The sequence below is a fragment of the Marinoscillum sp. genome (genome assembly GCF_965229915.1).
GTDB lineage: Bacteria > Bacteroidota > Bacteroidia > Cytophagales > Cyclobacteriaceae > Marinoscillum.
Genome location: NZ_CBDDJZ010000001.1, coordinates 1,504,870 through 1,516,902, shown reverse-complemented (window position 1 = coordinate 1,516,902; position 12,033 = coordinate 1,504,870). Strand labels below are relative to the sequence as shown.

Annotated in this window: 10 protein-coding genes; 8 read left to right on the top strand and 2 right to left on the bottom strand. The window is 44.7% G+C overall.

Features of this window, described 5'->3' with window-relative positions; genetic code table 11:
• Together ACO067_RS06555 and ACO067_RS06550 are read right to left on the bottom strand one after the other, a co-directional pair.
• Nucleotides 1-1,518: a serine hydrolase gene (locus tag ACO067_RS06555; protein WP_421872158.1), complete on the bottom strand. Its 1,518-nt coding sequence runs from the start codon at nt 1,516-1,518 to the stop codon at nt 1-3.
• A 54-nt stretch (nt 1,519-1,572) separates the two neighbouring features.
• Entirely contained in the window at nt 1,573-2,052 is a 480-nt protein-coding gene (locus ACO067_RS06550; RefSeq protein WP_421872156.1) for a gluconokinase, read from the bottom strand.
• Between the two features lie 176 nt (nt 2,053-2,228).
• Between ACO067_RS06550 and nuoH the strand changes: the two genes are divergently transcribed.
• The 8 genes from nuoH to ACO067_RS06510 are packed head-to-tail and all read left to right on the top strand — an operon-like array spanning nt 2,229 to nt 12,019.
• Nucleotides 2,229-3,284: an NADH-quinone oxidoreductase subunit NuoH gene (gene nuoH / locus ACO067_RS06545; protein ID WP_421872153.1), complete on the top strand. Its 1,056-nt coding sequence runs from the start codon at nt 2,229-2,231 to the stop codon at nt 3,282-3,284.
• Nucleotides 3,281-4,291, top strand: a complete 1,011-nt coding sequence (locus tag ACO067_RS06540; RefSeq protein WP_421872150.1) for a 4Fe-4S binding protein — start codon at nt 3,281-3,283, stop codon at nt 4,289-4,291. Before nuoH ends, ACO067_RS06540 begins: the two co-directional genes overlap by 4 nt.
• Nucleotides 4,272-4,778, top strand: coding sequence for an NADH-quinone oxidoreductase subunit J (locus ACO067_RS06535; protein WP_421872147.1), 507 nt, complete (start codon nt 4,272-4,274; stop codon nt 4,776-4,778). The genes ACO067_RS06540 and ACO067_RS06535 overlap by 20 nt, the downstream gene beginning before the upstream one ends.
• Nucleotides 4,775-5,083 carry an NADH-quinone oxidoreductase subunit NuoK gene (nuoK, locus tag ACO067_RS06530; protein WP_421872144.1) on the top strand — a complete coding sequence of 103 codons (309 nt, stop codon included), beginning with the start codon at nt 4,775-4,777 and terminating at the stop codon, nt 5,081-5,083. The genes ACO067_RS06535 and nuoK overlap by 4 nt, the downstream gene beginning before the upstream one ends.
• A gap of 21 nt (nt 5,084-5,104) precedes the next feature.
• Nucleotides 5,105-7,045, top strand: coding sequence for an NADH-quinone oxidoreductase subunit L (locus ACO067_RS06525; protein WP_421872142.1), 1,941 nt, complete (start codon nt 5,105-5,107; stop codon nt 7,043-7,045).
• A gap of 15 nt (nt 7,046-7,060) precedes the next feature.
• Entirely contained in the window at nt 7,061-8,686 is a 1,626-nt protein-coding gene (locus ACO067_RS06520) for a complex I subunit 4 family protein (RefSeq protein ID WP_421872139.1), read from the top strand.
• A 1-nt stretch (nt 8,687) separates the two neighbouring features.
• Entirely contained in the window at nt 8,688-10,124 is a 1,437-nt protein-coding gene (locus tag ACO067_RS06515; protein WP_421872136.1) for an NADH-quinone oxidoreductase subunit N, read from the top strand.
• An 8-nt stretch (nt 10,125-10,132) separates the two neighbouring features.
• Nucleotides 10,133-12,019, top strand: a complete 1,887-nt coding sequence (locus ACO067_RS06510; protein ID WP_421872133.1) for an amidophosphoribosyltransferase — start codon at nt 10,133-10,135, stop codon at nt 12,017-12,019.
• Nucleotides 12,020-12,033: the final 14 nt, after the last annotated feature.

Genomic DNA, 12,033 nt, shown 5'->3' with positions numbered 1-12,033 from the left:
TCAGTCTATTTTCCTCAGATTTACTTCATCAAAGAAAATGTCATGATTCGGCACATCAAATTGCAGGCCTGAGACTTTTAGGTTATTATCTAGCAGGAACTGTACCGTCCCAAAATCAAACCATGCATGAGTCTCATCCCAGTTGATCTGCCAGATGTTGTAGTGCCAGTGAGTGAGTGTAGCGGAGAGCTTGGGGGCGTCAGCAAAGTTCATGTTGTAGGTGCCGTCATCTCGCAATGTGATGGTTACTTGGCCATGCATTCCAGACTCATAGGTGCCGACATATTCCCTTTTACCAAGAGTTGGACCCACTTTCTTATTGCGCTCGGCGAGTCGCTCATCAATAGCATCTGCCTGACTTGCATTCTCCTTGGACGCCTTCAGTCGCTCACTGGAATAGTCTCTATCAGGATTTTCCAGGAACCGATCAACAACCCAAAGAGCAACCGCGCTACTCAATCCTTTCATAGTGTTGGTAAGTACCATTACCCCGAGTTTTTGGTCAGGAATGAGCATTTGATAGGAGTACATGCCATCATATCCACCACCATGCGTGACCATCAGGTTGCCATCATAGTCGCTGAGTCCCCACCCCAGTCCGTAGCCTGAGAAGTGCCGCCCGATCAGATTGTCCTGCGCACTGAGTGACACTACATGGTTATTGTGAGGTGTCCATAAGATATTGTGTGCTGAAGGGTCGATCAGGGTATCTTCATTGATCACTCCCCGGTTGAGGTTTAGAATCATCCACTGAGCCATGTCATTGGCACTGCTGATGATGCCCCCGGCTGCTCCCATGTTGTCCCAGTTCACCCAGTCGATCACCTCTTGCTTTTCCTGCATTGGCTTATGTGGCATAGCATAGTTGTCTGATAGGTCATCAGTAGAGGTAATCGTACGAGACATTCCGAGAGGTTTAAAAAAAGACTCCTTTACATAGTCACTCCACTCTTTACCGGTCACTTTTTTAATCACTTCACCAGCGGTGATGAACATCAGGTTAGAGTATCCATATCCAGCCCTGAAGTCATAGGCTTGAGGTACATATCTAACTTTTTTGATTACTTCCTCGGCTGTGAGTTCACTTTTGTACCACATGAGGTCACCACTAAAAGTCCCTAAACCCACACGATGGCTTAGGAGGTCTTCGATGGTCGTATGAGTGGTGGTATAAGAGTCGTAGAGCTCGAAATAGGGTAGATAGTCAATCACACGATCAGTCCATTTGATTTTTCCTTCAGCCACCAGTTTGGCAAGAGAAGAAGCGATGAACGCTTTGGTGTTGGACGCAATGGCAAACAAGGTCTCTCCATTTACAGGTTCTTTAGAGGTGAGTGCTTTTGTGCCATAGCCTTTGGCCAAAACGATCTCTCCGTCCTTGACAATGGCTACAGCCATCCCTGGTACTTCCCAGTCTTTTCGGGCTTTTGAGAGGTATTCGTCTAGTACTTGGGTGTCTGGTTGTGCGGATGCAATCAGTGTCAGACAAAATAGAGTAATAAAGGAATATTGCTTCATGGTCTTGCTGTTTGGATGCAAAATAACCATTGTGGAGGATTCCTAAAAAATCATTTAGTCATTGGTAAGACGGCTCAAGATTTGATCGATCATTTCTTGTGGATGGAGTTCTATTGATACCGTAATGGCATCTTCGGGCTCTTCCAGGGTAGCCAATTGGCTGTCCAGCATCTCAGGCTTCATGAAGTGTCCTTTTCGCTGTTGCATTCGATCAAAAATCAGCTCCCGACTTCCATTGAGATACACCCAATAATACTGCTTATTGGGGTCCATGAGCCTGCGATACGATTCTTTTAATGCGGAGCAAGCCAATACAGAATTTTGATTGGACTGTAGCACAGTGGCTAGCCGAAGTAGCCAGGGTTTACGGTCATCGTCATTCAGTGGGGTGCCGGCAGCCATCTTTTTCTTGTTACTATCCGGGTGAAAATCGTCTGCATCAAAGAATGTGTAATCCAGTTGGCTCGCGAGCATCTCACCGATGGTTGATTTACCACATCCCGAGACTCCCATCACAATTATTGGCTTACTCATGAGCAAAAGATATTCAAACTATTTATCAATTAGAATGGGAAAAGTAATGTATCCATTTGGTCTTTTCTGGTTTGTGCCTATGATTCTTTTGATTACTTCCAGATATTCTTTTCCGTTGTAGCCTCCTTCATTTAACTTAGCGTCAACTTTTTTTACACCAGCAGGTTGTCCATAGAATGATCACATTTTTAGTCTTTCTTCCTTTCTTATTAGGATTCGTGGTTATCGGCGTATACGGCGAGCGGAAGATTGCTGGCTTCATCCAAAATCGGCTCGGGCCGATGGAGGTGGGTCCCATTGGCTTGTTTCAGACCATTGCGGATTTGCTAAAAATGCTTCAGAAGGAAGACATACGTCCAAAAGCAGTTGATAAAGCACTTTTTTTGGTGGCTCCAATTATTGTGTTTGCATCCATTTTTGCTGGATATGCAGCACTGCCACTCACTACAGAGGTAGAGGGTGCTGGATTTACCGTTGGGGTGTTCTTTTTATTGGCGATCGTATCCATCGACGTGTTGGGAATACTAATGGCCGGTTGGGGCTCTAACAACAAGTATTCGTTGTATGGTGCTATGCGGGCTGCAGCTCAGATCGTTTCCTATGAGATTCCTCTCGGACTTTCTGTATTGGCGGTAGTGATGTATTACCAGTCACTTGACCTCCAGATCATTAGCAACGATCAGGGAATTCTTTCAGATACGCCGCAGTATTTTTTAGGTATTCAAGCTTTGGAAGTAAGCCAAAATGGTGGGTTTTTAAGTTGGAGTGTGTTTACCATGCCTTTTTTGTGGGTAGTTTTTATCATTTTCTTTATTTCTAGTTTGGCAGAGTCTAATAGAGTACCATTTGATTTACCAGAGTCGGAGTCCGAATTGATTGGGGGATACTTCACGGAGTATAGTGGTTTTCGTTGGGGGCTATTTATGCTTGCCGAATATGCCATGATGCTCTTAGTTTCTTTCCTGGCAGCCATTTTGTTCTTTGGGGGTTGGAACACGCCCTTTCCGAATATCGGTGGGTTAGCTCTGGCTGAATGGACTACTGGACCTATCTGGGGCGTGATTTGGTTGTTTAGCAAAGCAACGTTTTTTATTTTTCTGCAGATGGTGATTCGTTGGACTTATCCGCGACTGAGAGTGGATCAATTGATGGCTCTTTCATGGAAATACCTCACACCAGCAGCCATTCTTTTGTTGTTCATCGTTGGGATTTGGAAATTGTGGGTGATATGAGCAGCTATTTCAAAAACATAAAAGAAGCAGTAAGCACATTGAGTTCTGGATTGAAGTTGACCCTTCGGTATTTGACCGAAGCTCGTTTTTCCAGAAAACCAATCGGAATAGAAGATGAGAGCTATTTTGAGGTTGATAAAGGAATTGTGACTTTGGAGTATCCCTATGAGTCGCTACCAGTGCCCGATAATGCTCGCTACCGATTGCACAATGAGATTGATGATTGCATCGTTTGTGACAAATGTGCCAAGGTTTGTCCGGTTGATTGTATTGATATAGAGGCCATCCGATCACCGGAGACGTTTGGGGTCACATCTGACGGTACACCTAAAAGAATCCATGCAGCTAAGTTTGATATAGATATGGGTAAGTGCTGCTTTTGTGGACTGTGTACTACCGTATGCCCAACGGAATGCCTGACCATGACCAAGGTGTATGATTTCAGTGAATTTGACATCAACGATCATGTGTACTCGTTTGCAGATATGTCATTGGCCGACATTGCGCAGAAGCGTAAGGAATTAGAAGCGTTTGAAGCGAAAAAAGCGGCAGAAAAAGAAGCCAAAGCGAGTGCTCAAGGTGAGGTGACTTCAGCTAAACCCAAACCTGCGGTGAGGCCAAAACCGGTAAAACCTGCATCAGGTGCAAAACCTGCGATGAAGCCTAAAGTGAGCAAGCCTGTGATGAAACCGAAGACCGATGCGTCCGAAGCAAACGAAAGCAAATCAGCGGCACGCCCAAAACCGGTAATGAAGCCAAAAACAGAAGCTGAAAGCTCTGAGCAGAAAGCCAGTAAGCCGAAGCCTGTGATGAAGCCTAAAGTCAAGCCGAAGAGTGAGAGCGAGGAAGAAAAGAAGGCTGCCAAACCAAGGCCCGTGATGAAGCCAAAAATCAAGCCCAAGAGTGAGCAAAAGGCGGATGAAAATAAAGAGGATAAGCCAAAACCCAAATATCGCCCAAGACCAGTGATTCGTAAGAAACCTAAAGATGGAGATGACAATAGCTAATACTTTGTTTGCCTTCTTTGCAGTGATGGTGGTTGTCCCGGTGATCTACATGTTAGTAACCAAAAACATCATTCGCGCGGCATTTGCATTGGTGATAGCCCTACTGGGTGTGGCAGCCATTTACGTATTGCTTCATGCCGAGCTGATGGCTGTGGTGCAGATCTTGATTTACGCCGGTGGTATCGTTGTGCTATTGCTCTTTGGGATCATGCTCACTAGGAGAATATCCGATGAAGGGGTGCTTACGGAGCATCGCAATGTTTTTATCAGTGGTGCTTTGGTCGTTCTGATGATGGGACTACTAAGTTGGTTTATTCTGAATTCAGGCTTATCCTGGCAGGGAGAACCAGTCATGACCAATCAGGTAAGAAAAATTGGGGTTAGCTTCATGACTGATTATATATTGAGCTTTGAACTGATTGCCTTTGTCTTACTGGTGGCGCTGGTAGGTGCTTCTTACCTTGCCAAACGATCTGGAAACATATGATGGCCATTCCTTTGACATATTATTTGCTACTGGCTGCATTCCTACTCTGTGCAGGATTACTTATGGTCTTGATAAAGAAGAACGCCCTGTTCGTTTTGCTCGGTATTGAGCTGATGCTCAATGCTGCCAACCTGAATTTGGTGGCTTTCTCGAAGTTCAATCCGAATCTGGATGGGCAACTCTTTGCTATATTCTCTGTGGTGGTGGCAGCAGCAGAAGCGGCCATCGCATTGGCTATTTTATTAAATATTTATCGGAACTTCAGTTCGTCAGATTTGGATGACCTCAACACCATGGAATACTAGATGCCAGCACACTTATTCTATATGACACTGGTTCTACTGCTACCCCTCATTGGGGGTATTGGAGCTTATGCTTCTGGCAATCGAATGGCTCCTAAGGTGGTATTGGTAGGTATAGTGCCGGCATTCTTACTGAGTAGTGTCTTAGTATTTGAAGCCTTCAACGAGCCAATCCTATATCGGTGGGAGTGGATGCCAGGATATCGGCTGGGATGGTACGTTGATGGTATGCCAGCTTTATTGATTGCCCTGGTCTGTTTCATTTCGCTATTGGTACACTTATTTTCAGCAGCCTATTTAAAAGGTGATCCGGGTATCAAAAGGTATTATGCCAAGCTAGGCTTTTTCACCACCTCCATGCTATGCCTCCTGGCAGCTGATCATTTGTTGTTGTTGTTCGTTTTCTGGGAGTTGGTTGGCTTCTCTTCCTTCCTGCTAATCGGTTTTTGGTTTCAGGATCAGCAGAAAGCTAAAGCGGCAAGAGAAGCATTCATGATCAATCGAGTGGCAGATGCCGGCTTGTTAGTTGGAGTGATTTTAATGATCAGTGTATTTGATCAGCCATTTATTTCAGAATTCTCCCCTTTGGAAAATTCGTCGTTATTGACGCTTGCTGGATTTGGTCTTTTACTGGGTGCACTGGGTAAGTCTGCGCAGTTTCCGTTCTTTGGCTGGTTGCCGAAAGCGATGGCCGGTCCCACACCGGTATCAGCACTCATCCACGCGGCTACCATGGTGGCAGCCGGAGTGTATTTATTGATTCGAGTGCAGCCAGTACTTACTCCGGTGGTACTGACCACCACAGCGGTACTGGGTGCTTTTACCGCGTTTATGGCAGCTGTGGCAGCACTGACTCAGTTTGATATTAAAAAGGTGTTGGCTTTTTCTACCATCTCGCAGCTCGGCTATATGGTCATGGGCATAGGCGTAGGAGCTGGAGAAGCCTCTCTCTTTCATTTGTGGACACATGCATTCTTTAAGGCTGGATTATTTTTAGGTGCCGGAGCGGTGATTCATTATCTGCATGCGGTCCATCATGACGATCATGGATTTGATGCGCAAGACATGCGGTTGATGGGCGGGCTCAAAAAACACCTTCCTGTCACTTTCATTTCCTTTTTGATTTGTGGTTTAGCTTTATCCGGGTTACCGCTTTTTTCTGGATTCTTATCCAAAGAAGGCATTTTAACAGGAGCCTGGCTGTGGGCTGCCGCTACTTCAGAGTCCTATGGTTGGTGGGTGTACCTAGTCTCAGATCTCGGATTTATTACCGCTTTACTTACTCCCATTTATGTTGGCCGGCAAATATGGTTGGTGTTTTTTGGGCAGGCCAGAAGCGAGTTGAAACCTGTTTCACTTGCTGAGCCCGTTCTTCAGTTCAAAATTCCTTTGATGCTATTGGCAGTGGGAGCTTTGTGGATTGGACATGCCTTCAACCCACTTAATGCACATGGTTGGTATTTCAGCAATCCACTATTCGGCGCCCATGAATCCATTGATTCGAGTATTCCTTTGTTTACCATGATCTTGTCCATAGCTCTGGCTGTTGCCGGTTTGGCGATAAGCCTGGTGTTTTTCGGTCCAAGATCGAATCGAACACTTACATTCCAATCAGCTCAGCAGCCACAGTCTTTCCTAGGTCAGCTATCATTTAAGAGTTGGTACATAGAGCCTTTTTATGACTTGGTATCCAGAGTTTATCTGAGATTGGCTAGAACCTTTGGCAGAATAGATAAAAAGGTACTTGATGGAATTGTCAATGGTATAGGCGTATGGACGGTCGTATCTAGTAAGGTGCTGGCGATTATCGATCGAGAAATCATCGATGGTATTGTTAATTTTATGGCCTGGTTTTCCAAAACAATTGGTGGAATGCTCACGGGTATCCAATCGGGGAAAATCCAAAATCAACTGGTTTGGCTGCTGGTTTTACTGTTGAGTATTGTGCTCTGGTTTCAGTTTTAAGTAGAAAATTAAAGAATGAATAACCTGCTTAGTTGGCTTATATTCTTACCCTTTTTGGGAGCGTTCATCATTGGAGTGCTTCCTGGAGGTAAAACGTACCTGATGAAATTGGTGGCGCTGGTAGTCACTTGTATCCAGTTGGTTCTTGGATTGGTTCTGTTTTTCCAGTTCGATGGTAGCGTAGCTCCAGCTAGCTGGAATGAAGCATTTCAATTCACTGAGCTTTTACCCTGGATACAGCTCAAGGTTGGGACTATAGGCACACTGCAAGTAGACTATTTCGTTGGTGTAGATGGTATAAGCATGCCACTGGTAGTGTTGAGTGCATTGCTTCTGGTTATTGGTGTCATTTCCTCATGGAACCTCACCAAAAAGGTCAAAGGATATTTCATGCTGTATCTCATTCTTAGCGGAAGTTTGATTGGCTGTTTTGTGGCGCTGGATTTTTTCTTGTTCTATGTGTTTTTTGAATTCATGCTGCTTCCTATGTTTTTCCTCATTGGAATCTGGGGCGGGCCAAGAAGATCTTATGCTTCCATCAAATTCTTTCTGTATACGCTATTGGGTTCTCTTTTGATATTGGTGGTCATGATTGGTTTATATCTTTCCACTGGCTCAATTGATGCTTCAGGCAATCAGATAAATACCTTCAGTCTCATCCAGATGATGGACGGAAATTTTCTTGAAAATTCATTACTCGCACCAGGGAGTGGCTTTTTACTCTGGGGTTCTTCTTTGAGGTATTGGGCATTTTTATTCTTGTTGATTGGCTTTTTGATTAAGCTGCCGGCAGTGCCTTTTCATACCTGGCTGCCAGACGCACATGTAGAAGCACCCACAGCTATTTCGGTTCTACTTGCAGGAGTATTGCTGAAGGTAGGAGGATATGGTCTGTTCAGGATTTGCTATACTATTTTCCCAGATATAGCCATCCAGTTGGCTCAGCCAGTTGCAATTGTCGGGATGTTATCAATCGTCTATGGAGGAATGGTAGCCATGGCACAGAATGACGTCAAAAAGCTGATTGCTTACTCCTCTGTATCACACATGGGATTTGTACTTCTCGGTCTTGCAGCGCTGACGAGCGAAGGAGTTACTGGCTCGCTATTCCAGATGGTGTCACACGGATTCATTTCCGGAGCGTTATTCCTGGTGGTAGGAGTTGTTTATGACCGTACGCATGACAGACAAATAGAGGGGCTGAGCGGGTTGGCTTCTAAGATGCCTAAATACACCTTTTTTGTGGTGTTGTTTTTCTTTGCCTCTCTTGGGTTGCCGGGGTTGTCTGGTTTTGTAGGGGAGGTGTTGGTCCTGATTGGAGCAATTGGCGCACAGCACGCCAATGGTTTGTTTCCTCGTTGGATTGGGATGGTTTCTGTGTTGGGGATCATCATATCTGCGGGTTATTATCTCTGGACACTCCAGCGAATGTTCTTTGGTAAGTACTGGACCAAGCAAGCTGACTGGGATGCCAAAATGCTGGATCTCACCACCAGAGAGTGGTTGATGTTGTTACCACTGGCTCTGCTTACAGTTCTTTTTGGTGTCTTTCCGTCACTATTACTGGACCCAATCGAAAACACCATGCAATTCTTTGTGCAAAGCCTGATGAGTCAGGGACAATCTTACTTGAGTCTCTGATATGCTAGGAGATCAATTACAGCAGATCCTGAGTAGCCTGAGTGCTTTGTCCTTCGAACTTGGACTTGTCATTGGCTCTTTCCTATTACTCATAGTAGGAATGGTCACTTCATCCAGAGTCGCTTACAAAGTGGTTTACGTTTTGGTCCTATTGGTAGGATTATTCCTGGTTGATTTTGGAATAGAGTCAGAGCTGATTGTTAATCAAAATTTGGCTATCAACGACCTACATGCATTTCTGAAAGCCCTATTTGTTTTTTCAGGTATCTGGATCGTGTTTTACCCCACGGCAGGAAAGCATCGTAGTGAATTTTATTTTTTACTACTGTCTGTAGTGGTGGGCAGCACCTTTATGCTTTCAGCAAATAACCTGCTAGTTATTTATCTGGTTGTAGAGCTGACTTCTTTTGCCAGCTACCTCCTGACCAATTTTAATTTTGAAAAAAAGTCGTTCGAAGCAAGTATTAAATACCTACTTTTTGGAGGAGTGAGCTCCGCCTTGGCACTTTATGGAGCGTCTATTTTATTCGGCTATTCTGGAACCCTTGACCTTTCGTTGATGGATTTCGGGGTGGTAGAGAATGACCACTTTCTAAATCTCGGGATCACCTTATTTGTTGGTGGTTTGCTTTTCAAGATCAGCATTGTTCCTTTCCATATCTGGGTGCCAACTACTTACGAGGCTGCTCCAACAGGGGCTGTGGCGGTACTATCCATAGTGCCGAAGGTGGCTGGCTTGGTACTTCTCAATAATGTGTTGGATAGTTTGCATATGATGGATCAGCCCTGGATGGTGGTCATGGTTGCTATTTTGGGTATGGCCACCATTGTCATAGGCACTTTTGGTGCACTTCAGCAAACCAATGTGAAACGAATGATTGCTTATGGTGCCATTGCTCATTCGGGATTTCTACTGGCTACATTGCTCATTCCTTTCGAGAATGGAATGAGCGCTTTTGTGTGGTATTCAGTGGTGTATGCACTGATGAATATCACAGTGTTTTATCTCGTGGCGTTATTCGAATCCAAAGGGTTAACCACCATCGAGCAATTTGCTGGATTGAGCAGCAAGGAAAGCTATTTGGGAGGTATTGTGGTGGTTGCCATGATCGCACTGGTCGGTTTACCACCAACCTCTGGTTTTACGATCAAATTCTACCTGTTCACGATCATGTGGGAGTGGTGCCAGTCAGTGGGCGATCCATGGGTGCTCTCTTACTTAATAGTGGCTGTAAGTAGTGTCGTATTTTCTCTCTTTTTCTATCTCAAGTTGCCGTACTTCATCTTCTTTAAGGAAGGCAAAAATCTAAATTATTCCCGGTCATCACTCAGTCAGCGGATCATAGCAACTATTTTCACACTCTTGGTGTTATGGTTATTCTTTAGCCCGGAAATATTGAATAACATTGCAAATAATATTAAATTCCTTGACTGGTAAACTGACTCATGAGCGATCCTATTAAACATGAATGTGGAGTAGCCTTACTTCGACTGAGAAAACCTCTCCAATATTATATTGATAAGTACGGCACGCCAGCTTATGCAGCTAAGAGGATGTACATTCTCATGCAAAAGCAACACAATCGAGGGCAGGATGGCGTTGGATTGGCCAATATCAAGCTCAACATGCCTCCGGGTACACGGTACATTAGCCGCTACCGGACTACCGCACAGCAACCAATAGAGGAGATTTTTGGGAAGGTCAGTAAGAAATACAATAAGGCTCAGAAAGAAGGCAAGGAAAACTTCTACAACGCGCAGTGGATGAAAGAAAACTATGCGTTCACTGGTGAGGTGTGGATGGGGCACCTCAGGTACGGTACGCATGGTAAAAACAATATTGAGAGCTGTCATCCTTTCCTGAGACAAAATAACTGGAGGAGTCGTAACCTGGTAATGGCCGGCAACTTCAACATGACCAATGTGGATGAGCTATTTGATAAGTTGGTAACATTGGGTCAGCATCCTAAGGAAAAAGTAGATACAGTGACCGTGATGGAAAAGATCGGTCACTTTTTGGATGAGGCCAATCAGGCAATTTTCGATCAGTATCGAGGGATGAAAACCAACCAGGAGATCACAGATATCATTGAGGATGAGATCGATCTCAGGCGGGTATTAGAAAAGTCCTGCCGGGATTTTGATGGTGGCTACACCATGACCGGAATGGTCGGGTACGGAGCTTCGTTCGTGGCCCGTGATCCTAATGGCATCCGTCCGGCGTACTTCTATGCAGATGATGATGTAGTGGTAGTGGCATCAGAAAAGCCTGCCATCAAGACGGCTTTTGATTGCAACTACGATGATATACAGGAAGTTAAGCCTGGTCATGCTCTAATTATCGATAAGGACGGCAGCTACAGAGAAGAACAATACATCCAGCCAAAAGAAAAGAAATCATGTTCGTTTGAGCGGATCTATTTTTCTAGAGGAACAGATCCGGATATCTACAACGAACGCCGAAAGCTCGGTGAGTTGCTGATACCAAATGTGCTAAAGGCTGTCAACTTTGACTTAAAAAACACGGTATTTAGCTACATCCCCAATACAGCAGAAACCTCGTTTCTTGGATTGCTCAGAGGGGTAGATAATTACCTCATCGATAAGCGGAAGGATATCATTCTGGACAATAAACCAAGTGTAGAGTCCATGGAGGAGCTCCTATCTTTTAGGCCTAGAGTGGAGAAGCTAGTGCTCAAAGACGCTAAACTCCGCACCTTCATTACTGACGATCAGCATCGCGATGATCTGGTGGCTCACGTTTATGACACCACGTTTGAAGTGATCAAAAAGAAAACTGATACTCTGGTAATCATTGATGATTCGATCGTGCGTGGAACTACCCTGGAGAAGAGTATTCTTACACTTCTGGATCGATTGGAGCCTAAGAAAATAGTCATCGTTTCTTCTGCACCACAGATTAGATTCCCGGATTGTTATGGAATAGACATGAGCAAAATGAAGGAGTTTGTAGCCTTCAGGGCTGTACTTGCTTTGCTCAAGGACCACAATAAGGAATATCTGCTGGATGAAGTATTTGAAAAGTGTCTGGCTGCTAGCGGCGATAAGAACCAGCCCAACTATGTGAAAGAGCTTTATGAGCCTTTCACGTATGAACAGGTGTCACAAAAGATCACGGAGATCGTACGGCCTAAAAACATGAAGGCTGAGCTGGAAGTAGTTTATCAGACTGTAGAGAATTTGCACAAAGCTTGTCCTAATCACCTGGGTGACTGGTACTTTACAGGTGATTATCCTACTCCTGGAGGAAATCGTGTGGTCAACAAGGCGTTTGTGAACTTCATGAAAGGAGTCACTGTCAGAGCATACTAGCCCAACATTCTCAT

Bases quoted from the DNA above. Each gene is read 5' to 3' on its own strand.
- ACO067_RS06535 (WP_421872147.1), top strand. From the start codon at position 4,272: ATGGAGATGACAATAGCTAATACTTTGTTTGCCTTCTTTGCAGTGATG.
- nuoK (WP_421872144.1), top strand. From the start codon at position 4,775: ATGATGGCCATTCCTTTGACATATTATTTGCTACTGGCTGCATTCCTA.
- ACO067_RS06510 (WP_421872133.1), top strand. From the start codon at position 10,133: ATGAGCGATCCTATTAAACATGAATGTGGAGTAGCCTTACTTCGACTG.
- ACO067_RS06515 (WP_421872136.1), top strand. From the start codon at position 8,688: ATGCTAGGAGATCAATTACAGCAGATCCTGAGTAGCCTGAGTGCTTTG.
- ACO067_RS06540 (WP_421872150.1), top strand. From the start codon at position 3,281: ATGAGCAGCTATTTCAAAAACATAAAAGAAGCAGTAAGCACATTGAGT.
- ACO067_RS06525 (WP_421872142.1), top strand. From the start codon at position 5,105: ATGACACTGGTTCTACTGCTACCCCTCATTGGGGGTATTGGAGCTTAT.
- ACO067_RS06550 (WP_421872156.1), bottom strand. From the start codon at position 2,052: ATGAGTAAGCCAATAATTGTGATGGGAGTCTCGGGATGTGGTAAATCA.
- ACO067_RS06520 (WP_421872139.1), top strand. From the start codon at position 7,061: ATGAATAACCTGCTTAGTTGGCTTATATTCTTACCCTTTTTGGGAGCG.
- nuoH (WP_421872153.1), top strand. From the start codon at position 2,229: ATGATCACATTTTTAGTCTTTCTTCCTTTCTTATTAGGATTCGTGGTT.
- ACO067_RS06555 (WP_421872158.1), bottom strand. From the start codon at position 1,518: ATGAAGCAATATTCCTTTATTACTCTATTTTGTCTGACACTGATTGCA.